16 protein-coding genes and 1 pseudogene are annotated in these 22917 nt (G+C 47.4%); 15 read left to right on the top strand and 2 right to left on the bottom strand.

The features are described from left to right. The first annotated feature begins 7 nt into the window (after positions 1–7). The 10 genes and pseudogenes from mfd to AXFE_RS06850 all read left to right on the top strand — a co-directional run bounded on the left by mfd (position 8) and on the right by AXFE_RS06850 (position 14541). Entirely contained in the window at positions 8–3499 is a 3492-nt protein-coding gene (gene mfd / locus AXFE_RS06900) for a transcription-repair coupling factor (protein WP_052605161.1), read from the top strand. Between the two features lie 46 nt (positions 3500–3545). Continuing rightward, the gene (locus AXFE_RS06895) at positions 3546–4094 is read left to right on the top strand and encodes a YbjN domain-containing protein (RefSeq protein WP_052605160.1); all 549 of its coding nucleotides are present in this window, start codon (positions 3546–3548) and stop codon (positions 4092–4094) included. A gap of 194 nt (positions 4095–4288) precedes the next feature. Further along, the gene (locus tag AXFE_RS06890; RefSeq protein ID WP_052605159.1) at positions 4289–5317 is read left to right on the top strand and encodes a peptidylprolyl isomerase; all 1029 of its coding nucleotides are present in this window, start codon (positions 4289–4291) and stop codon (positions 5315–5317) included. Positions 5318–6151: 834 nt separating this feature from the next. Then, entirely contained in the window at positions 6152–7612 is a 1461-nt protein-coding gene (locus AXFE_RS06880; protein WP_052605157.1) for a MazG nucleotide pyrophosphohydrolase domain-containing protein, read from the top strand. Positions 7613–7901: 289 nt separating this feature from the next. Continuing rightward, positions 7902–9176 carry a phosphopyruvate hydratase gene (gene eno / locus AXFE_RS06875; RefSeq protein WP_052605156.1) on the top strand — a complete coding sequence of 425 codons (1275 nt, stop codon included), beginning with the start codon at positions 7902–7904 and terminating at the stop codon, positions 9174–9176. Between the two features lie 168 nt (positions 9177–9344). Next, positions 9345–9659, top strand: a complete 315-nt coding sequence (locus AXFE_RS06870) for a septum formation initiator family protein (protein ID WP_052605155.1) — start codon at positions 9345–9347, stop codon at positions 9657–9659. A gap of 474 nt (positions 9660–10133) precedes the next feature. Next, positions 10134–11933: a xanthine dehydrogenase family protein molybdopterin-binding subunit gene (locus tag AXFE_RS06865; protein ID WP_052605154.1), complete on the top strand. Its 1800-nt coding sequence runs from the start codon at positions 10134–10136 to the stop codon at positions 11931–11933. Between the two features lie 29 nt (positions 11934–11962). Then, a pseudogene (locus tag AXFE_RS19115) lies at positions 11963–12907 on the top strand (IS1595 family transposase). 5 nt (positions 12908–12912) lie between these two features. Further along, complete coding sequence (locus AXFE_RS06855; protein ID WP_052605152.1) at positions 12913–13449, top strand: molybdopterin cofactor-binding domain-containing protein; 537 nt, start codon at positions 12913–12915, stop codon at positions 13447–13449. Positions 13450–13992: 543 nt separating this feature from the next. Then, positions 13993–14541: a hypothetical protein gene (locus tag AXFE_RS06850; protein WP_052605151.1), complete on the top strand. Its 549-nt coding sequence runs from the start codon at positions 13993–13995 to the stop codon at positions 14539–14541. Positions 14542–15565: 1024 nt separating this feature from the next. Here the strand turns inward: AXFE_RS06850 and AXFE_RS06845 are convergent. Then, entirely contained in the window at positions 15566–16078 is a 513-nt protein-coding gene (locus tag AXFE_RS06845) for a DUF1707 SHOCT-like domain-containing protein (RefSeq protein ID WP_052605150.1), read from the bottom strand. A gap of 51 nt (positions 16079–16129) precedes the next feature. Then, complete coding sequence (locus tag AXFE_RS06840; RefSeq protein ID WP_052605149.1) at positions 16130–16705, bottom strand: GNAT family N-acetyltransferase; 576 nt, start codon at positions 16703–16705, stop codon at positions 16130–16132. Positions 16706–16975: 270 nt separating this feature from the next. Here AXFE_RS06840 and AXFE_RS06835 point away from each other — a divergent pair, with 270 nt between their 5' ends. Genes AXFE_RS06835 through AXFE_RS06815 form a run of 5 tightly spaced genes read left to right on the top strand, consistent with a single transcriptional unit; the run spans position 16976 to position 22869 of the window. Beyond that, entirely contained in the window at positions 16976–17434 is a 459-nt protein-coding gene (locus AXFE_RS06835; protein ID WP_052605191.1) for a (2Fe-2S)-binding protein, read from the top strand. Next, positions 17435–19810 carry a xanthine dehydrogenase family protein molybdopterin-binding subunit gene (locus AXFE_RS06830; protein WP_052605148.1) on the top strand — a complete coding sequence of 792 codons (2376 nt, stop codon included), beginning with the start codon at positions 17435–17437 and terminating at the stop codon, positions 19808–19810. Between the two features lie 54 nt (positions 19811–19864). Next, positions 19865–20683, top strand: a complete 819-nt coding sequence (locus AXFE_RS06825) for an FAD binding domain-containing protein (RefSeq protein ID WP_052605147.1) — start codon at positions 19865–19867, stop codon at positions 20681–20683. A gap of 17 nt (positions 20684–20700) precedes the next feature. Next, on the top strand, positions 20701–21708 hold the full coding sequence (locus AXFE_RS06820) for an AAA family ATPase (RefSeq protein ID WP_082058549.1): 1008 nt from the start codon (positions 20701–20703) through the stop codon (positions 21706–21708). A 42-nt stretch (positions 21709–21750) separates the two neighbouring features. After that, positions 21751–22869: a vWA domain-containing protein gene (locus AXFE_RS06815; RefSeq protein ID WP_052605146.1), complete on the top strand. Its 1119-nt coding sequence runs from the start codon at positions 21751–21753 to the stop codon at positions 22867–22869. Positions 22870–22917 lie beyond the last annotated feature (48 nt).

The raw sequence follows: 22917 nt of genomic DNA, 5'->3' as shown, positions 1-22917 counted from the left end.
CTTTTATATGTCTATAATCTCTCATCTTGCCAAGGTTTTGGATTCCAGAGGGGTCTTCGATGAGATCTCGTTGTCTCGAAGTAAGAGCGTCTATCTAAAAGAGCCAGGGTTTGCCTTTTTGGTAGCCCGTTACGCTCGTGCTAGGAATGACTCCCAGCGGGTCATTGTGGTAGTGCCTTCAATGGCGGACGCGGAAGTCTTGGCTAGGGATCTAGAACCATTTCAGGACGAATTTTTTGCGGCAATTATGCCAAGTTGGGATACTCTGCCCTTTGAGAGATTGTCTCCACGTCTGGAGACGATGGCTATGCGCCTTAGGTGTCTTTGGGAGTTGACGCATCGGGAGAGCGCTATCTCCAAAACGGCTATTTGGATCGTTCCCGCTCGATCGTTAGCCCAGAAGATCGACCTCTCTAGCCTTGGGTTTACTCCAATTGAGGTCAACGTGGGTTCAACCATAGATATGGCTGAACTCGTTCGATCGCTTGGGGAATTTGGTTATCGACGTGAATATCAAGTTGAGTCTTTAGGTGAATTTGCGGTAAGGGGATCGATCGTCGATCTCTTTGCGCCTGGACTACCGTCGCCAATACGAATCGATTTTTTTGGCGATGAAATTGATCGATTGTCAAACTTCTCACTTGTAGATCAGTTGAGCACAGAAGCGCTTGCTAAGGCTACCATCTTTCCAATACGTGAGTTTCGCCCAAATGCTTCCCAACGTGGCGAGGCGTTGACCTTAGCCGATTCCATGGGGGTCCTATCTGGTATCTTTGAACAGATCTCTCAAGGAATTTACTTCGAAGGAATGGAGTCCTGGACTCCATTTTTCTCATCCTTTGATACCGCGTTTGAATCTTTATTGACCAAGGGTGACACCGTTATTGTGTCTGACTCACCCAGAGTTGTTGAGAGGATCTCCGCAATTGCTTCGGAAGAAGAAGATCTAATCTCGGTGCTAGGTCCAACTTGGGGGCTAAAGAGCGACGAATATTCCAGTGTGACGCTGTATGTACGAGCCGATAATCTCTTTGGCGATTTTGGCGGAGAAGTGATATTCCGCGATTCACTTGCTAGGTCGAGCGATTCAACTGTAATTGATATTGGTGGGGTAGGTCTCGGCGATCATAGAAGTGAGACTATCGTATCGGCCATTCGTAGTGACATGACTGCTGGTTTTTGTGTGTTGGTCAGCGCTGACTCTGCTGCGATGGCGAATCGGATTATCGCTTCCCTCAAGGACGAGGGCGTTGGCGCCTTTGCTATTCGCAATACTAACGAGCTAGAAGTCGCTCTCAGCAATCGACGCCGAGGCGGAGTCGGATGTTTTATCTCTGGGATCGAAGTTGGCTTTCGAAGTGCTCGCGGTGGCTTTGTGGTTATAGGACCTAGCGACTTTACTGGTCATAGGGTACGTCGCACCTCGACCTACTCTACCCGCAGCGCTCGTGGAGTAGGCGCTTTCTTTGATAGCCTTTCCGCGGGCGGTTATGTAGTACATGACTATCACGGAGTCGGGCGATATCTTGGGATGGTGCGACGCAGCATAAGTGGTGTTGAGCGCGACTATTTAGAGATCGAATATCGCGATAAGGCGAAGCTTTTTGTTCCAACCGATCAGATGGGAGCCCTAACCCCATATTCGGGTGGTGATAATCCCACTTTGTCTCGAATGGGTGGCACCGATTGGACAAAGACGAAGGCCAAGGTAAAGGCCTCGGTGGAGCGAATAGCCCAAGAGCTCGTCCTGCTATACCAAAAGCGTTTAGCAGCAGTTGGTTTTTCTCATGCTCCAGATACGAATTGGCAAGTGGAGATGGAGGAACTCTTCCCCTACACCTTGACGCCTGACCAGCAAAAGGCGATAGTCGAAGTGAAAGCCGACATGGAGAGCGATCGACCCATGGATCGTCTCATCTGCGGCGATGTTGGCTTTGGCAAAACCGAAGTCGCTATAAGAGCTGCCTTTAAAGCGGTTCAAGCTGGCAAGCAGGTAGCTATCTTGGTCCCAACTACTCTTCTGGCGCAGCAGCACTATCAGACTTTTTCGGAGAGGTTTTCCCCATTTCCAGTTCGAGTTGAAGTGGTATCGCGCTTTTTGTCGAATTCGGAGGCAAAAGAGATCATTGCCTCTCTAGGTGATAGAAGTGTTGATGTAATTATTGGGACCCATCGCCTTCTTTCGAAGGACGTTAAATTTGGGGACCTCGGTCTTTTGATCGTTGATGAGGAGCAACGCTTTGGAGTGACCCATAAAGAGGCCATTAAAGCGCTTAGCGTCAATGTGGATGTGTTGACCTTGAGTGCCACTCCAATACCTAGGACGCTTGAGATGTCTTTGACCGGTTTGCGCGATCTATCGCTTTTAAATACTCCTCCAGGGTCGCGTCAGCCTATTTTGACCTACGTGGGTGACTTTGACGAAGCCGCTGTTACTGAGGCGATTCGCCGCGAACTTCTTCGCGAGGGTCAAGTCTTTTATGTGCATAATCGCGTGATGGATATAGAAGCGGTTGCCTCGAGGATTCGAATGCTTGTTCCTGAAGCGAGAGTGGCGGTTGCCCATGGCCAGATGGAAGAGTCACACCTAGAGACGATTGTCGAAGATTTTTGGCGTGGCGAGTTCGACGTTTTGGTTTGCACCACCATTATTGAATCTGGAATCGATATGCCAACGGTGAATACATTGGTTGTCGATCGAGCTGAGCTGTTGGGACTAGGGCAGTTGCACCAGCTTCGAGGTCGAGTTGGACGTGCTGGCGTAAAGGCTTATGCATATCTATTTCATGCTCCTAACACCAAGCTTACCGAAGAAGCCTACGAACGGCTCAAGACCATTGGTGAGGCGATAGAGCTAGGTTCGGGTTTTAGGATTGCTATGCGTGACCTTGAGATTCGAGGAGCGGGAAGCCTTCTTGGTCATACTCAAAGTGGCCACATTGCAGCTGTAGGATACGACCTCTACGTCAAGATGGTAAAAGAGGCCATTGCCTATCTAAATGGAGAGGAGGTTGCACTACCGGTTGAATGTCGAATTGATATTCCTGTGAGTGCGACGATACCTCGAAGTTACATTGAAAAGGATGAGATTAGGTTAGAAACTTACAAGGAGTTGGCTGACTGTCAAAATGACGAGGCAATTTCAGCGATTCAATTGGCTTGGCAAGATCGTTTTGGTCCTGTTCCTGATGAAGCCAAAGCCCTCTGCGATGTGACGAGAATTCGCAATCGGGCTCTTTATTTGGCTATGACCGAGGTCAAGGGTGTAATCCAGAGCACGTCATTTCAAAGTAGATTGCGGATTACAATGGTTGGATTTTCACCAGCGTTGAGTGCCCTTGTAAATTTGAGGCGACGCTTTGCCAAAGCAGACTTTAGAGACATCTCTAAGACTCTCTCGATCGAAGTTGATAGTACTTTGGATCCAGTAGAGGTAATTCTCTCCATTATGGATCTACTTATTGAACGTGCTAACATCAAGTCGGCGAGGATAGGTTAGATTCTTAGGGTACCTTTTTGGATGCCAAATTCTTATCAGGAGTATCATGACAGAACCGGAAATTAGCCTTAGCCCCTTGGCTCAAAGTATTGCAACTTTTTTGGCGGAATCAGGATGGGGTATAGAAAGTCAAGATGGTCTTTTGACATGTCTTGGCGGAATCACCACAGACACTCTTGAACTGGGTTATATAGCCACCTTGGCCCCTGACAGCGATCAGATTTTAGTATCCGTTGTCTTCGAGCTTGAGGTGGATGAGACTTTCAAGATGGAGCTGTTGCTCTTGTTGAATGAGATCAATAAGGGTGTGATTCCGGGTTCGGCATCTTATCACTTTGATGACTCGATGGTTGAACTCTGCTCGAGCCTTATCGTTGGCGGTATTGATAATCTAGATGACGCTCAAATTGAAGAGATTGCGATTGAGTCATTCGCTCAGGTTCATGAGATCTTAATTGGTGTAGCGCTTGCGGCTCACATGTCAATAGGCGAATTGGTGAGCGGGGTTGGCGTTGAGTCAGCATTTTCGACCTTCACAAACGCGATTGACACTTTTATCGCCGCTCTGGATTTGGAGTTGGACGAAGAGGAGTAATTTCCAGGTAGAGATAGAAGTTTTTTTAACTTGTGCTTTTGGGATTATCTTGGTTTAAGGACTAAATTGAGATATTGAGCTTGTGTGCCATAGGGTTTTTGAGTGACATATCGCCAGATTCATGGCTTTTCGGCCTTGGTGAAATTGGCTCGGCGCATTTTTGCTTAGATAGAGATTTATAAAGATAGGGTTCAATGTTTATTAGAGGTAATCGCAATAGTTCGATCTTTTCTCGTAAGAGACTTATGGTTGGGGGCGTTTTTGGCGCACTAGCGATCACTGCATCAGCCTGTAATGTGACTCCATATGCCGCTTCGGTAGGATCGAGCTATATCTCTGTATCCTCATTAAATTCAGAGTTGGCATCTTTAGCTGCTAACAAGACTTTTGTATCGAAATTAACAGCCCAAGAACCAGTATTTGCATCTAACAGTGCAGGTTCAAAGGTTTTTTCGACCAAATTTGTTGATCAAGTCCTCAATCGAAGAATCTCCGTCGATCTCATTTCCCAAGCTGTAGCTAAGTTGGGATTGCATATTTCTCCCTCGGAGATGACAGTCGCGAAAGCGACAGCAGTTGGATCATATGGTGGCACCGCTATATTTGACCAGTTTCCTAAGTCGTATCAGGCCATCTTGACTTCAGATACCGCAGATATTACGGTTTTAGAGGCCTATATAACCAAGGCGAATATCTCGATTCCGGCACTTCGCTCCTATTATCAGGCAAATCCAACTCAATTTGATCAGATCTGCGCTGCTCACATTTTGGTACCGACCCTAGCTAAAGCACAATCCCTCCTAAGCCAACTTAGGGCTGGAGCGAGCTTTGTGACTCTAGCTCGGAGCAATTCAACTGATACGAATACCGCTCCTAACGGCGGCTATATTGGCTGTGGGCTCGACGCCAACTTTGCAAGTGCCTTTGGTAGCGCATTTGCCAGTGAAGTGGCCACGGGGGTTCCAAACCAGGCGCTAACTCCAGTGGCGCTCGGTTCTAGTTATTCCATTCCGATGGTCGTTTCGAGGACGCAAATTAGTTTTACCAACTCGATAGCAAATATCGTCTCTGATAAGTTTGGAGCGAATGGGAGCGCGAGCCTAAATGCTTTCATAGCTGGCGAGGCTAAGGGGGCTAACGTGAATGTGAACCCTGCTTATGGAACCTTCAGTATAAATACTTCAAATTCCGCCGTAAACCCTCCTGCGTTGCCCAAGCCATAAAGCCGACTCTGAAGTGCTATCTGAGCGATTGACTCTGAGTGATCGAGATTGCCACGAAAGGTCCCCGAATAGGTGGTAGGTGGATTGAGTTAGAGGGTGAGATGGTGAGATGGTCTAAGGATCCCTCTCTTTTTAACATCCAAAGATCAGCCTTTGTGTGGGTGCTAATTGCGCCATCGTCTTTTGATTGTCTTTGGCTAGGTTGAAATGCGTCTGGAGTTCTATGGGATCCCGTTATGGGAAGCCAATCGAAACGCTGTGGAAATTCTATTTTAGCAATAGCTCGACTAAGTGGCTCATGGTCAACTTCGATTGCGACTTTGGGGGCCGGATAATCAGGCGCCTTTAAATTTTTGACGATGCAATTATCCGGCTTCACCCGCTCAAGGCAGCACCTGATGACTAAGGGCTATTTCTATACGTGAAGAGATCAATCAGTAGTGATAGGCAATTTGACATCGGTCCTTTGTAAAAATACTTTTAGTATTGTTGAGACGATAGATCTTATGATTATCGATTCCTTTACCCTTACCCCTTACCCCTTACCCCTTACCCCTTACCCCTTACCCCTTACCCCTTACCCCTTACCCCTACCTCTTCAATTTGGCTGTGGTTTTTGAGCGTGCTGCTACGAGGCAGATTCAATGCCAGCAGTTTTTACCTGGAGCATTGTCGGCTTTCTCTTTTTGTGTAGCTATTTTTAGCTTATGGCACTGAGCAGACTGGAGATTCGTAGAATCATGGCTCAATCGATAAGTCGCACTTGAGCTACTAGGGTTTTTGGTTGTTGGCTGCGAAGTTGCTAAGTAGATTTACCTAGAATTTGGAGATTAAATGGCTTTCTTGACGATCGTCGGCATGGGCCCAGGTGCTGACTCTTATCTAACCCTTGGAGCCATGGCCGAGATTGCCTCGGGCGACCTTGTGGTGTTTAGAACAACCAATCATCCGAGTGCGGCTTCGGTGCTGGATAGCTTGGCTCAAAGTGCTTCGCCAGTTTTTTCCTTTGATCTTCTCTACGATCGATTTGATGACTTTGATACGATCTATGAGACTATGGCCAAGCTTATCGAGGGGCTTGTTCGTCAGCGTGTATCTATAGAGGATTTTGCTCAATCGGCGACTCTAATTCATGGAAAACTAGAGCTAGATGAGTTGAATAAGGTAGTCTTCGTAGTTCCAGGTTCGCCAAATGTAGCAGAGGCGAGTGTGCGCCATCTGTGTGAGATCTTCAAGGATTCTATTCAAGTTGAAGCCGGCGTATCGTTCTTGGACATTGCATTCTCTAGGCTGAATCGCGACCCGTTTGAATCACCTTTAACCTTGGTCGATTCTACAGAGTTTTTGGATCATTTCGATCGATACGCTGGAGATCTTTTGATAGGACAGGTGTGGTCTGAGATCATCGCTATGTCCATAGCGGACCTATTGGTTGGTGCTGATAAGGCCTATTCCATGACGTACCTATATCACTTGGGATTAGATGATGAGCTCGTCAGGGAGATTGGTCTCGCCGAGGTCTCCTCTTTGCCCTTTGACCATTTGACTTCACTTCTTCTGAATGACTTTACTGAATCTTCGGCGAGCGCTTTTACCTCACTTTTGGAGATAGTTCGTGAGCTAAGGGTAAAGTGTCCCTGGGATGCTAATCAGGACCACCAAAGTCTCTCCAAACATTTGGTCGAAGAGGCCTACGAAGTTGTGGATGCTATCGACAAGTTCTATTCAGAGACTTCCAACTCTGGCGCACTCGGAGATGAATTTCTCTCTGATCACCAGATCTATTGCGATGAATTTGGGACAGAACTTGGAGACTTGGTTGTGCAAGTATTCTTTCACGCAGTTATCGCTCAAGAGGGTGGCCTCTTTGACATGCGGTTTGTCCTTGATGCCATTCGCCAGAAGCTGATTCGCCGCCATCCTCACGTCTTTGGTGGTCTCAAGGTGGATGGAGCTAGCGAAGTTGCGAGCAATTGGGAGAAGATAAAACGGGAGGAAAAGCCAGACTCCTCTCCGATCGATGACATTCCATCGTCACTTCCTGGCCTTTTATATGCCGGCAAGGTAATACGAAAGGCGGGTGGTTTTGGCTTTGTGATACCTGAAATGCCGGAGTTGGTCCGCTCGATTCGATCTTTTGGCTCCTTGGAGGAATTTAGCGAAGCGGATCTCCTTGAACTTATATTTGAGATTGTTATGCTTTCCAAGGCGATGGGAGTTGACCTTGAGTCGGGCCTTAGGCTAAGGGCTCGCCAATTTGCAAGTCAGTTTTCAGGGGACGAGGCCGCTGAGTAGCTTTTGGAGGTGATTTGTAGCTCTTAAACCGGGCATTTTGGCTTTCTTTGGGCCTTGGCATTTTCTTTGTGGTTGCAAATGCAACAATAAGCCTATTTTACCAATTGATTCGAGGAGTTTTTTTGTACGGTTTCTAACTAGGCTAGAGGCAATTATCCTCCTTGTTATCTTTCGAACTCTATATCGGAGTTGGCCTTGGCTTGGTCGGTATTAGCTTTATGAACACAGTTGCAATTGATATCCGCGAGGTTCAACGTGGGATCAACGAAGTGAAAAGAGATTGTTAGGTATGACCATAATCAAAGACATTATTGGGAGAGAAGTTCTAGATTCTCGAGGCAACCCTACCGTTGAGGTTGAGGTCAGATTAGATAACGGCGTTCATGCTTTGGCGATTGTACCCTCGGGTGCATCAACGGGATCGCTTGAGGCTCTTGAACTGAGAGACGGCGATGATCGCTATCGAGGCAAAGGCGTACGTAGCGCAATCCAAAATGTCAATGAGGACTTAGCGGCGCTTTTGGTGGGTCGTTCGCCCTTTGATCAACGGGCGATAGATCAAGATATGATCGCCCTAGATGGTACCAAAAATAAAGATCGGCTTGGCGCTAATTCAATTTTGGGTGTTTCGTTGGCCGTGGCTCGAGCGGGAGCCATTTCTTTGGGCCAACCTCTCTATCGTTATCTTGGCGGCGTGAATGCCCATCTTTTGCCAACGCCAATGATGAATGTAATCAACGGGGGTGCCCATGCCGATAACTCTATTGATCTCCAAGAGTTTATGATTATGCCAATTGGCGCTCCGAACTTCGCTGAGGCTCTTAGGTGGGGTAGTCAGACCTACCACGTGCTAGCTTCCCTGTTGAAGGAGATGGGCCTATCGACCGGGGTTGGAGATGAGGGTGGTTTTGCACCAAACTTGAAGGCCAATACAGATGCGCTCTCTATCTTGGTTACCGCGATTGAGAAGGCGGGGTTTGAGCCAGGTGTTGACATAGCGCTTGCTCTAGATCCAGCAGCATCGGAGTTCTATGTCGATGGTTCATATCATCTCGATGGAGAGGGCCGCGTTCTCTCAAGTGCTGAGATGGTGGATTTTTGGGTAGATGCTGTCGATCGTTATCCGATCGTCTCGATCGAAGACGGTATGGCTGAAAATGACGCTCAGGGCTGGAAACTCTTAACGCAGCGTTTGGGGGACCGTATTCAGCTCGTTGGTGATGATCTTTTTGTTACTAATCCAGCTATTTTGGCTTCAGGAATCCAAGATGGGATCGCGAATTCGATCCTGATCAAACTAAATCAGATTGGCACTCTAACCGAAACTTTAGATACGGTTGAGCTTGCTAAGAGATCGGGCTACTCTTCGATTATCTCACACCGTTCAGGTGAGTCAGAGGACACCTTTATCGCAGATCTTGCGGTTGCTACAAGTGCCGGTCAAATAAAGACTGGTGCGCCTGCTCGAAGCGACCGTGTGGCAAAGTACAACCAGCTTCTTCGCATTGAATCGGCACTAGGCGCTACTGCTCGCTTCGCAGGAGCATCTCGAGTAAAGAAGTAGCTTTGTGATCTTGCTCTAGTGCATTCCTCTCCAAGGAACGTGCTTATCGACCTTGTGATAACTCAGAGCTCGAGTTTATCAGTTTGATTTGGCCGATTGACACCTCTAGTCGCGGCCAAATCGACGTAGATGTGGACTGGATAATTACAACCATGGTATTGTTATCATGTGACTACTATCGACGCAAAGCCAAAGATTGTCAAGCCTTTTAGGGGCTATTTAATTTTGGTAGCTTCATCTATAGTTTTGGCGGGCATTTTGCTTTGGTCGCCTATCAATGCCTATTTTGTTGCGAAGACAAATCTCACGGCGACGAACACTCAGCTGGCCCAACTTCAACTTCGCCAGAGGCAACTTTTGGCCCAGATAAGTAAGTTGAATAGCCCAAATGAGATTGCCTACCTTGCGAAGGTAGATTTGAATATGGTCTACAGCGGGGCCAAGAGCCTCGCACCACTACCCTCCGGTAGCCCCAACGGTTAGAAATCGTCCCCTGAATTCTTTAGAGTCTTCTCTCTGTAAAATCGGCGATTCTCTGGATTTTCTCTATTGAATATCGATAACCTCCGGAATTTCCATTTTTGGACTGATAGCCTTTTGATTGCTTTGCATGAGTAGTTCGGATGAGAATTGAAATGCTAGAAATTCCATTCACTTTTTGGTGCGTGCGGATTTGGGATATTCATGGAATTGAAGAATATCTGCCATCTTAAAGTCTTACTGATCTTTCTCAGTGGGTGGTTTTGATTGATGGAAAGTGTATATGGGAGGGCTCTCTAACTTCGAATAAGTGGTGGCTATCCTATTTGCGTTTATTACCTCGCTTTAGCGATGCAACTTAGAACTTTGATTTATTGAATCTTTCAAGGAATCCATTTGAAACAAGAGGCCCGAAAAGGTGGTGTACCAGGCTTGGTGCATCAGAGTTGAAATACGGTTCGATTTTAGGGGAGTTTTATGAGTATTCTTGGTAACCGCGTATTGAGGAAAGAGGATCCGAAACTTCTTACCTCCGGGGGTGTTTATGTTAGCGATCTGAAATTTGATGGCATGCTCTATGCAGGATATGTGACTTCATCTATGGCTTTTGCCAAGATATTGACCATCGATGTTACCGAAGCCTTGGACCTAGAGGGCGTGGTAGCTGTCTTTGTAAACAGTGATCTAGAGATTCCACCTCCACCTCCACCTCGAATGTTTAATGCTGCAATGGCTCGAAAGTGGCTCGCTGACGATTACGTGCGCTATGCGGGCGATCCAATAGCATTGGTCGTTGCAACCTCGCAAGCCTTAGTAGAAGATGCTATTGAGCGCGTATTTGTTGAATTCGAGCCATTAGAAGCCGTTATTGATCCGCTTGTAGCACTGCGAGATGAGACCTTGCTCTTTCCAGAGGCGGGTACGAATATCGCAACCACATTTGCTGGTGACTTTTCCGATAAATTTTTTGACGATGCTGATGTTGTAGTTAGATCGAGTTTTGTCAATCAACGGCTCGCTCCAGCACCTCTTGAGGTGAGGGGTGCGCTTGCTCGGTGGCTCGAAGATGATCGCTGTGAGTTTTATATATCCACCCAGGTCCCCCACTCTCACAGGGACCAGGTTGCTGATGCCCTAGGGGTGGATAAAGAGATGGTAAGGGTGATCACTCCCGATGTAGGTGGAGGATTTGGCGCTAAAGGTACGGTTTACATTGAGGAGATTTTGATAGCCTGTGTCTCCCGTGTCTTGGGTAGGCCGATTCGTTGGGTCGAGACACGCAGCCAGTCCATGATGGGATTGGGCCACGGTAGGGCCCAGCACCAAAGAATCGAGCTTGGCGCTACACGGGAGGGCATTATAACTGGCTATCGCCTAGATGTAGTGCAGGATGCGGGCGCATATCCGATGGTGGGTGCATTCTTACCCTATCTGACCAAGGTTATGGGGACCGGCGTTTACCAGATTCCAAAGTATGAGTTCAATTCTGTTTCGGTCCTAACTAATACCACTCCGATCGTCTCCTACAGAGGTGCAGGACGCCCCGAAGCGACTGCTGCTATTGAGCGAGCAATAGATCTGTTGTCGAATGAGTTGGGGATGGATCCGGCAGAATTGCGGTTGAAGAACTTTATTAGGCCAGATCAATTTCCCTATCAAAGTGCAGCGGGATCAAATTACGACGTTGGCGACTACTCCTTAGCACTGGAAGTGCTCTTGGAGAGATCTGACTATAAGGGACTGAGGGAACTTCAGGCACGAAGAGTCGCGGATAAGGATCCAATTTTGTTGGGCCTTGGCCTTTCAACCTATGTAGAAGTCACTAATCCATTCCCCTCGGGTGAGTTTGCCCGGGTGGAGATACTAAAGGACGCAAAGGCGATCGTTTACACGGGGACTTCACCACACGGTCAGGGTCATGACACCTCGTGGTCGATGATTGTCTGTGAGACGCTGGGTATTGCTATGGAGGACATAGAAGTTGTGCATGGCGATACGGATCGAGTTGCACGAGGCGTTGGAACCTTTGGGTCGCGTTCGCTCCAGGTTGGAGGGAGCGCGGTACTAAATGCTAGCGAGGAGATTGCTGACAAAGCGCGGGAGTTGGCTGCGAGTTTACTGGAAGCTGATCCGGCTGACGTAGTCTTTGATGTCAGCGTAGGTGGTGCTTACATTATTGGTACTAAGACCAAAGCAGTCACATGGGCGAAACTATACATACTTATCAAGTTTCGTAAGTTTCGCCTCCACCGAGACCAGATTGGAGCTAATCTTTAGTAGAACAGATGTTCGATAAAGGAGGCATGGTGGATATCTCAGGCTTTATGGTACGCTTCGCTTCAGAGGAAGCATGTGAAGATCATTTGATCAAATTGCTTATGCTATGAGGGATTTAGATGCCCAAAGTGTGACTCTGACCAGTTTACCTTAATCAGGCCAAACCATCGAAGAAATGCAGCATCTCGAGCTCCACTTTTTCAATGTAAATCTTGTCACCGTCAAACTAGCGTTACCTCCGGAACCATCTTCCATCGAAGCCATATCTCTTTATCCAAGTGGTTCTCCGCTATCTATCTATTGTCCAACGACAAGCGTGGTCTTTCGGCTACTACCATTGCTAAATTCGTTCAAGTATCTTATTCGACTGGCTGGTTGATGCTAAATAAGCTACGAAAAGCAATGGCTGACCGAAATGGTTTATATAAACTTGGAGGAAACGTCCAGGTAGATGAGTTCTTTTTAGGTGGTGAGAGCCATGGCGAAGGCTAAAGAGGAAAGGGAACAAAACAAACCAATGTTCTAATTGGAGTGTCGATTAGCAATGGTGCTCCTACTCATTGCTTCATGGAAGTAATCAAAGATACCACTGCTAAATCACCCAAAGATGTTTTTGTGAGACGTTTAGATTCTAATACCAAGCTGATAAGTGATGGTAACCCAAGTTATGGGGTATGTGCTGAAAGACCTTGGACTAGCGCACTGGTTCACTCTATCCAAAGACGAACAAGCACATGTAACATTCAAATGGCTCAAGATCCTAAATTGGGAACTGCAAGAAATTTATCGACGGAACATACCACGGACGTGAGGAACATAAGCAACTTTACCTCGAGGAATTCGCATACCGATTCAACCGAAGGCACTTTGAAATGTCCTTGGTAGAGCGACTTCTCAATACATGTGTGTTTGCGTCTCCACATCCGCTACTCCGCGAATCTGATTCCAAAATGGCTCTTGCTTACGAAACTTGATAAGTATGAAACTATATGAAGCTTCGTCGACAAAGGGCATCGATCTCTTTGCGGAGGTGGACTTTAATCCTGATGGATCTACCTATCCCTTTGGTGCCCATTTGGCAGTTGTCGAGGTTGACAGTGAGACGGGCAAGGTGTCGATTTTACGCATGATAGCCGTGGACGATGCGGGCAGATTGCTAAATCCGCTACTTGCAGAGGGCCAAGTCCAAGGTGGTCTCGGCCAAGGAATTGCTCAGGCGCTTTTAGAGGAGGTCGCCTATGATGAATATGGAAATCCAACAACTTCTAACTTTAGCGATTATGGGGTAATCTCTGCCACCGAACTTCCACTCTTTGAAGTATTCCATACTCAAACCCCAACTCCGAGGAATCCCCTTGGAGCCAAGGGTATTGGGGAGTCCGGCACAATTGGATCGACTCCAGCCGTTTGGAACGCGGTAATCGATGCTCTTAGTGTGTTTGGGGTAACCACCATAGAGATGCCGACTACGCCAATGCGCGTATGGCAGGCAATCTCAACCGCTAAAAAAAATTAGTTGCGTTAAAACTTCTGATCCCCTAAAAAAATTAAATGGCCTGCTCTTCTTATGGGGGGGGGAGAGAAAGCAGGCCTACAAACTTTGGGGGAAGTTGTATTAATTATAACTATCGGATTGGGAGTTTTATTCCTTTAGATCTAAAAGTTAAAGTTAGCACCTATCAAACGCCCAATATATGATTTTGATCCCAAGTTGATGGGGTTGATGACGCTAATATGCATGGTGTTTGAGTAATTTATGCGAAAATAACTTCAATGATTAGCCAATCAAGTGCCTATTGATAAGTGATGCCTTGGTGTCTTGAAGTTTGCAAGACTTTACCTTCGGATGAGATTTTATCTAAACCGCCACAGTTTTAGACTTATCCAATATGACCCAGCGCTTTCAGTGTTTTCGATTGATCTAGTTTGTCGTGAACTCCAAAGTTCGGCTCGGCCAGGGAGAGCCCTCGCCTTGTTATGATTTCGCGCAATAGAATGTAAAGATAGCAAGAGAATGGCCAGCCGATTTTGAAGTGGCTACGAGGTTAAATTTATAGACATGGACAAGCAGATCTCACAACGGAAGATTCCATGGCTTGCAAATGCGTTAGTCTCTAGCGTGATTTTGGTTATCGTGCTGGCGTCTGTTTTTCTGTTAACAAGCATTATTAATGGTTCGCCGACCAACAGTGTGGTTCGTACCTCTAAAGTTATGACGAGTACGACTGATCCTTCAATTGCGCAGGTTGGTGCTGTGACGAATGTTTCGGTAAATGACTCTACGCCTCCGACGGGAAGTACTCTCATATCACTAAGTGGAAGTGGCACAAGATCATCGCGCCCGATCGATCTCTCTTTTTTATGGAGCGGTGTTTGGTCTGTGGATTGTATCGATACGACGACGTCTGCGAGTCTAAGCATCTCTTTGTCGATCATAAGTGCCACGAATGGTCAATCGATTACAACGACATCGCTTCTTAGTCGTCCCCTAAAAGTTGGTGGTATATCATCTGGAACTTTCTTGGGTAAGGCCGCAACTCTTGGTCGAATTTCCGTTTCATCAGGTTGCGACTGGTCGGTTTCCATCATTCGTAGCAAGGTCAAATAGTGATAGAATTCGCTAGTATCGCGTATTCAACTTTCACATTTAAGTATTCCCATGGGTAAAAATAAACTGGATTACCCATGTCAAATTACCCAGGCCAAATTACCCAGGCCAAATTTGTAGTTCGATTGTTCGTCAAAATCGCCTGACAAGGATTGAGGTGCTAAATATCGATTTAAAGTAGTTGAATTGATCACAGATTTGCAAGTTTTACGAAATCTCATGGATAAAATCGATTGGTGATGCGGGAAATTTCGCGCAGATTGTGGTCAATCGCAAAGATATCAAAGTTTCATAAATTGCCCGCAGAAGACGTGCTTATGCCGTTGCGACAAGCTCAAGTTGTAGGCATATGTTTTCGTTTTTATATCAATCATTAAGAAGACGATTGAGGACATTCCATAATTCCAGCGGGCAACGTTGTGCCGATTATTGTAATTGTCGCAGCGCAAGTCCCACCTCTGATCGATCCAGTAGATGGGAATGATTGATTTCAATATCTCTATGGGACTTGTCTATTGCGAATGATGCTAAATGCATATACCCGGTTTGTAGGTCGCGCTTATAATCTTTGGGATTGTATCTTTATCTTTGGGAAATTAAATCCCCGCATCTCTTGAGACGTTTGCGGAAGTTCTATGCCAGATGTGGGTTTGTTTTGGTCTTCATTTGGACCTGGTCGATCTTTTTAATGCCCGAACTATTTGAAGGTTTGTCTCATGTCCTGTGCTTAGAAAATTTTGATGGAATATGGCCATTTGAAGCGCGATCAGATCACGGTGCGATAGCAGTGAAATAAGAACTGGTCGATGCGTCATCATGGTTCATCGATGGCGCATGGTATTTTGGGTCGATTGGGTTGTCAAATCTCACGCGTCATTGGTCGTGATTTGAGAGAAGGTTAGTTCCATATAGTTGCAATGATCCAGCAACTATGAATTGCTAAAGGAGACATCCTATATCACCGGAAATGGGTGATATAGGAACATGGAATAGGTGGCTAAAACTTTTAGTTAGGCTACTACTTCTAGAAGTGGCGCTTTCTGATCAATCTGAAAGAACCTCGTGGGGATCGTCGAACAATCCTTGAGATTATAAAGAGCGGCGCCATCATTATTCCGAGAATAAACATGAAAGAGACGAGTTTGAAGAGTATGAAAGCTCCAGCAGTTGCCATTTGAAAGAAGAACATGAACCCAAGTATCAATGCGGCGACCCTAAGACCCGGATGACGGTTAGTTTGATGTCTGTGGTTGTGTGGTGGCCTTAGATCCAGATGCGATGACGTTGAGTATGACTGGGGTGTGGCGAAGTTGGAGCGGATATGAGAGCGCGCAGCGTCTCGCACTAATTCGGCTCCGCCGGGAATATCTTTGACGAGGGTCAGAAGGTCTGAAAAAGTTTTTGACGCAATCGCAACGTCTAGACGACCCCGCATTTCGTCGGTCGTTATAAACCCTTTTGCAAGGGCATCCGATAGGAAGTTTGTGACCTTATTTCTGTCCTGGTCACTCGCACGTAAAAAAAGTTCATCGCCCATGATTTGAATCTACCACCGAAACATAAAGATTGCCCAAAGGTTTATGAGAAGTTATCGGTGCGGGGTCCTCAAAATGAAGTTATCCATGAAAAATCTCCGCCTCTCAATCCATTCCTCAACTGTGATTGCAAAGATATCGTGGTCTTCCCATGCGCCGTTAATCTCAATATATCTAACAGCAATACCCTCATGTCTTATGCCCAATTTTGTTATAACTCCGTGACTTGGTTCATTTCGGGGAACTATGGAGATCGCGATTCTATGGAGACCTAGATCTTCAAATGCGAATTTGAAGATTACCGCTACCGCCTCAGGGATATATCCTTTGCCGGCGCGTTCTTTGTCGATCCAGTATCCGATGTTGGCTGTTTGCACTGGACCGCGTTGAATCCCAGAAAGATTTGCTTCACCGATAAAGTTGTCTTCAAGGAATACGCCAAAGGCATAGGCGCTGCCAAGGCGACTCTCCTGTTCCCGGGCGACGCAACGGGATTGATAGAGTCGCTTGCCGTTTGGGTCACCCCAACCCTCTGGGGGTAGCGGCTCCCATTGGGTAAGCCAATCACCGCATCGAACTCGTACTTCGTTCCACCTGTCGAAATCGGTGTCACGCAGGGGACGTAACATTATCCGACTTCCTCTCAAAATAATTGACATTGTAATCAGTTAAGGTTAGCTGAGCAGTTATCGTAAGATCCGACCTTTTACCTTTTCTTTTATTACTAATGACCGACATTTAGACGCGATTGCTAATAACCTTATGCAGCCAAAGGGAAATTTGATTTTTTTTCTTTGCCAAAAGAGCAAATCTCTTTGAAATGGTTTGTGAAGTGTGTCACTAAATGCTAGCTTTAGCTAGTTGACCTTAATCGGGAAAGGATTGTCGTGGAAGTTACCATGATTATCAACGGGTCCAGCGTCACCCGTGACGTCGAGCCAAGGACTTTGTTGGTACATTTCATACGAGACCAAGTGGGTCTCACCGGCACAAATGTAGGTTGTGATACCTCGTCTTGTGGGGCATGCACTGTGCATGTAAATGGCGAGTCGGTCAAGAGCTGCACAATGTTAGCGGTGCAGGCAGATGGAGCAGAGATCAAGACCATTGAAGGAATGGCAAGCCCTAGCGGTGAATTGCATCCGCTTCAAAGAGCTTTCCAGGAGAATCATGGTCTGCAATGTGGGTATTGTACCCCCGGTATGGTTATGGCCGCCTCTTCCTTCTTGGCCGAGAACCCACATCCAACCGAACAAGAGGTGCGCCACGGGCTGGAGGGAAATCTTTGTCGGTGTACGGGATATCACAATATAGTCAAGTCTGTGCTGGCTGCAGCAAATGAGACGGCGGAGGTCTAAATGACTGTTACTGAGCCCAAGACCTCTGGCGGTGTAATTGGAACTCGTATGCTTCGCAAGGAGGATCCAAGCCTTCTGACTGGTGAGTCAAAGTTTTCAGATGATCTTGTTATCCCAGGTGCACTCTATATTGCGCTTTTGAGAGCGACAGTGGCCCATGCTAGGATCGTCTCCATCGATACCTCAGCGGCAAAGAGCAGTGCTGGGGTGGTCGCAGTCTATACCTATGATGACCTCAAGGATGACTGGGCTGGACCGATGCCCTGTGCTTGGCCTGTAACGGCTGACATGAAGAACCCAGCGCATTTTCCTTTGGCAAATGGCAAAGTGAACTATGTAGGTGATGGAGTGGCCGTCGTCGTCGCCAACTCCAAGACTGCGGCGATCGATGCGATCGAGGCGATAGAGGTTGAATATGAGGAGCTGACTCCGGTGCTCGATCTCGAGGACTCGGTTTCGGATTCAACGGTTATCCATCAGGATCTAGCGACCAATTCGAGTTATTTATGGGAGCTAATTCCAAATAAGGATGCAGTGGACGAAGCGTTTTCTAATGCTGTTCATACCGTCGAAGAACGATATATTCAGCAACGACTGATCCCTGCAGCCATGGAACCTCGCTCCTTAGTGGTTGTTCCGGCTCCCTTTGGCGGCGACTTTACCGTATATACCTCCACTCAAATCCCACACATTTTGAAGGTTATGTTAGCGCTAACCTTGGGTATCTCTGAAACTAAGATCCGTGTCATTGCGCCTAGTGTAGGCGGCGGCTTTGGCTCGAAGTTGAATGTCTATGCCGAAGAGGTTTTAGCACTAGCGATAGCTCGTAAGTTGCGTAAGCCGATTCGATGGACTGAGGAGCGTACCGAGAACGCTCTTGCTACGATTCATGGCCGAGGCCAGGTCCAAGACATTGAACTGGCTGCTGACGCAAATGGGAAGATTACTGCCGTCAGGGTTAATATCCTTGCTGATATGGGCGCTTATCTCCAGCTGGTAACCCCAGGAGTTCCACTCTTGGGTGCATTTTTGTATCATGGAGTCTACGACATCCCAAATTACTCCTTCTCCTGCACCGGAGTCTTTACCAATAAGACTCCAACCGATGCATATAGAGGCGCGGGTAGGCCTGAGGCAACTTATGCAATCGAGCGAGCGGTGGATGCCCTTGCTCGCAAGATGGGAGTCTCAGCGATTGAGCTTCGTCGAAGGAACTTTATTCCAAAGGAGGCTTTCCCTTATCCTTCTGCAGCTGGACTTACCTTCGATAGCGGCGACTATGCGGCGAACCTTGACAAGGCCCTTTCTATCTTGGATATAGAGCCCATCCTTGCGGAGAAGCAGGCAAGGATTGACGCTGGATCGACCAAGGTTTTAGGTGTCGGCCTCTCTTTCTTTGTAGAGATGTGTGGCCTTGCCCCAAGTAGGGTTTTGGCATCCTTGAACTACGGTGCGGGTGGCTGGGAAGCTGCCACAGTTCGCATCTTGCCCACATCGAAGGTTCAGGTTGTAACTGGAACTGCACCACATGGACAAGGTCATGAAACATCGTGGTCTATGATTGTTGCAGATAAGTTGGGTATTTCCCCTGATGACATCGAGGTGCTGCACTCTGACACTGCAATTGCTCCATATGGTATGGATACCTATGGATCGAGATCGTTATCTGTGGGTGGAAGTGCTATACATCTTGCAACCGAGAAGGTTTTGGATAAGGCGCGAGCAATTGCTGCCCATCAACTTGAAGTTTCAGCGGATGACCTTGAATACTCAAATGGCACATTTGCTGTGAAAGGTTCTCCAGAGAAGGCCTACCCACTTGCAGCAGCAGCCTTTGAGGCCTTTACCGCCCACAACCTCCCTGACGGAATGGAGCCCAATCTGGAGGCGTCGGTAACATGGGATCCACCTAACTTTACCTTCCCTTATGGTAGCCATTTTGCCGTTGTCGAGGTTGATACTGAGACTGGTAAGGTCGAGTTAGTTCGCTATTTAGCGGTGGACGATTGTGGAAATCGAATTAATCCACTGATCATTGAAGGTCAGATTCATGGAGGATTGGTTCAGGGCATCGCTCAGGCACTCTATGAAGAGGCATCTTATGATGCAGCTGGGAACCTTTTAACCTCCACATTGGCTGATTACCTTGTGCCATCTGCGACCGAGTTTCCGTTCTTTGAGCTGGATCATACGGTTACACCGAGCCCGACAAATCCGCTTGGAGTAAAGGGAATCGGTGAAGCTGGCGCTATCGCATCACCTCCAGCTATCATCAATGCGATCATTGATGCATTGAGCCATTTAGGTGTCAGTCATATTGATATGCCTGCATCTCCACAGCGAGTATGGGAGACCATTAATAATGCCGGAAAATGATAGGCAATTGCATATTTTTTGTAGTTATCAAACCAAAGAAGGGTTAAAAGGGTAATGTTTCCATCATCTTTTGACTACGTTCGAGCATCGTCGGTGGCTGAAGCCATATCGATTCTTGCGAACGAGGAGGATGCAAAGCTCTTAGCGGGCGGCCACTCACTCCTACCTCTAATGAAATTGCGCCTAGCGAGTCCGTCAAAGCTGGTTGATATTGGACGCATCTCCGAGTTGTCCTATATAGAGGATCGCGGCGAGTACGTGGCAGTAGGTGCTTTAACGAGACATCGGGACCTAGAGGTCTCGGCGGTGCTGGGCTCAAGCGTGCCTATGCTCTCTCACGTAGCATCTTTGGTTGGAGATCCATCGGTTCGTCACCGCGGTACTATCGGTGGCTCCGTAGCCCATGGCGATGGTGCTTCAGACCTTCCAGCAGCTGTATTAGCGCTAGATGCAACAATGGTTGCTCAGGGGCCAAATGGTACTCGAGAGATCCCGGCTTCGGAGTTTTTCTTGGGCTTTTTGGAGACGGCACTTGAAGAGGGCGAGATCTTGACTGAAATCAAGGTTCCTAAGATACATGGTGGATGGTCGTACCAGAAGTTCAACCGAAGGGCTCAGGATTGGGCTATTGTAGGAGTTGCAGCCGTAAGGAATGGATCGACGAAAGTTTCGTTGGTTAATATGGGCTCAATGCCGCTTCGTGCTTTAGCTACCGAGGCAGCTATGAACTCAGGTGCTTCAATCTCTGATGCCGCAGCCTTAGCTGCGGAGGGAATCGATCCCCCCGCAGACTTAAATGCTTCGGCGGATTATCGTCGGCACCTTGCTTCAGTTTTAGTAAAACGAGCCTTGGAAGAGGCAAGTTCAAGTTAATCATTCAAAGGAGTTTGATGGATCCAAAGACGCGTCAAAGCCATGACGATTTGGCGCAGTTGCCATCAATTTGTGAGCAGCTCTCGATAGAGTCGCCAAGTGCGCTCATTCGAGAGCTGCGCGATTGTGATTACATAGCCTCTGAATCTTTGGCCACCGCTATCTATTTGGCTCTTAGCCTTCGCCGTCCGCTTCTTTTGGAGGGTGAACCTGGTGTTGGAAAGACAGAGGTGGCCAAGAGTCTTTCTAGGCTGCTAGGTTCTCCACTGGTTCGCCTTCAGTGCTATGAAGGGATCGACGTATCCCAAGCACTCTATGAGTGGAACTACTCCAGGCAGCTTTTGCATCTACGTACCGTTGAAGTTTTATCAGACACCAATGGCCTGAAGGTGGATGAATCCATAGAGGACGATCTCTACAGCGAGAAGTTTTTGGTTCGCAGACCCCTTCTTCGGGCTCTAGATCCTATAGCAGCAGGGGACGAGTTGCCAACGGTTGGTGGCGCCACCTTGCCGGCAGTCCTATTGATCGACGAGCTTGACAGGGCTGACGATGAGTTCGAGGCGTTTTTGCTCGAAGCCCTCTCAGACTATGCGGCTACCATTCCCGAACTCGGCACAATCTTTGCTCCGGTCCCGCCGGTCGTGATTATCACCTCGAATAGGACACGTGATCTTCACGATGCACTAAAGAGACGATGTCTCTACCACTGGGTAGATCACCCTTCCTTTGAGACCGAAGTGTCGATCATCATGACACGCGTACCAGGAGCGGATCGCTTTTTAGCTTCTCAGGTCGCTATTTTGTCGGGTTCTCTTCGTGCGATGGGTTTATTTAAACCGCCAGGCGTCGCCGAATCTATCGATTGGCTCCGTTCGCTAATAGCACTAGGTGCAAGCGAGATAACAGAGTCAATCTTTGAGGCGTCACTTTCTGCGGTAGTCAAGTATAGAGAAGACGCGCAGAAAGTTAAAGAGGCAGATGTGTCGGCGTTAGTGCGGGCGGCGATTGCAAAATCAAGCTAACTCTTAAAGTTGGACTTAGCCCTGGTAACTAAGGTTTGAGATATGGCAAATACCTACGAGATAGTAGTGGGCTTCGGGGAACACCTTCGAGCAAATGAGGTTTTGGCTGATCCAGATTCTCTTTCTCTTTTTTTGAGAGGAATGGAACTGGTTGGAATAGATACCAGAGCAAAGGTATACGAGGTGGCACGCGTTACCTTGGTAAAGCGCGTTGAGGATTTGGCAAAGTTCGATCGAGCATTTGCCAAGTTCTTCGATGGTGGTATTTTCGATGACGATTCACTCTTTAGCGAGCCCCAAGTTCATGAGACGCTTTTTATAGATATCGCCAGTGATGAAGAAGACCAAAGCGATGAAACTCAAGATATTCCCGAAGATGAGAACCACGTAACATTGCGTTTTTCAGCCAAGGAGATACTTTCTAATAAGGATTTTGCTAAATGTACGCGAGTGGAGCTCGTGCAACTTTATGCGATGATGTCAATGATGCGATTCTCTGGATCTAAGCAGCGCTCCAGAAGGATGATTAGAGATCGCAGAGGCGGCCTCCTAGATCTCAAAGGAACCGTGTCCAAGGCAATTTCTCGATATGGCGAGCCTATAGAACGTGTTTATAAGACCAATGGAAAGCGATTTAGGCGCATCGTTTTTATCTTGGATATCTCTGGATCTATGGATCCTTACGCCCGCGCGCTACTACGATTCGTGCATGCTTCAGTTCTGGCACGTAGCCGAATAGAGGTCTTTACCTTCAGCACCCGGCTGACTCGAATTACTCGTGAATTGACTTGGCGCGAACCGGACCAAGCTTTGAATGACGTATCAAAGCGCGTTGCAGATTTCTCAGGCGGTACTCGATTAGGTGAGACGATCGGCGAGTTTAATAACAACTATGGGGTGCGAGGAATGGCGAGGGGAGCCAACGTCGTAATACTCTCTGATGGCTGGGATCGAGGGGATCCAGATCATCTTGGTTTGGAGATGGCGAGGCTTCATAGGGTGGCACGTAAAGTTATTTGGGTTAATCCCCTAAAGGCTCATGAGGGATATGCACCCCTGGCTCGCGGAATGGCCGCAGCTCTACCCTATGTCGACGTCTTTGTAGAGGGGCATTCCCTGAATGCGCTAGCAAATTTGGTTAGGGTTTTAGATGCGCCATGATTTTGAAGGCCCTTGACCACTTTATCGATCGTTTTCGTGAATGAAGGG

The organism is Acidithrix ferrooxidans (genome assembly GCF_000949295.1).
GTDB classification, from domain to species: domain Bacteria; phylum Actinomycetota; class Acidimicrobiia; order Acidimicrobiales; family Acidimicrobiaceae; genus Acidithrix; species Acidithrix ferrooxidans.
The sequence above is the reverse complement of the archived record's forward strand: the minus strand, read 5'-3'. Positions and strand labels throughout refer to the sequence as shown.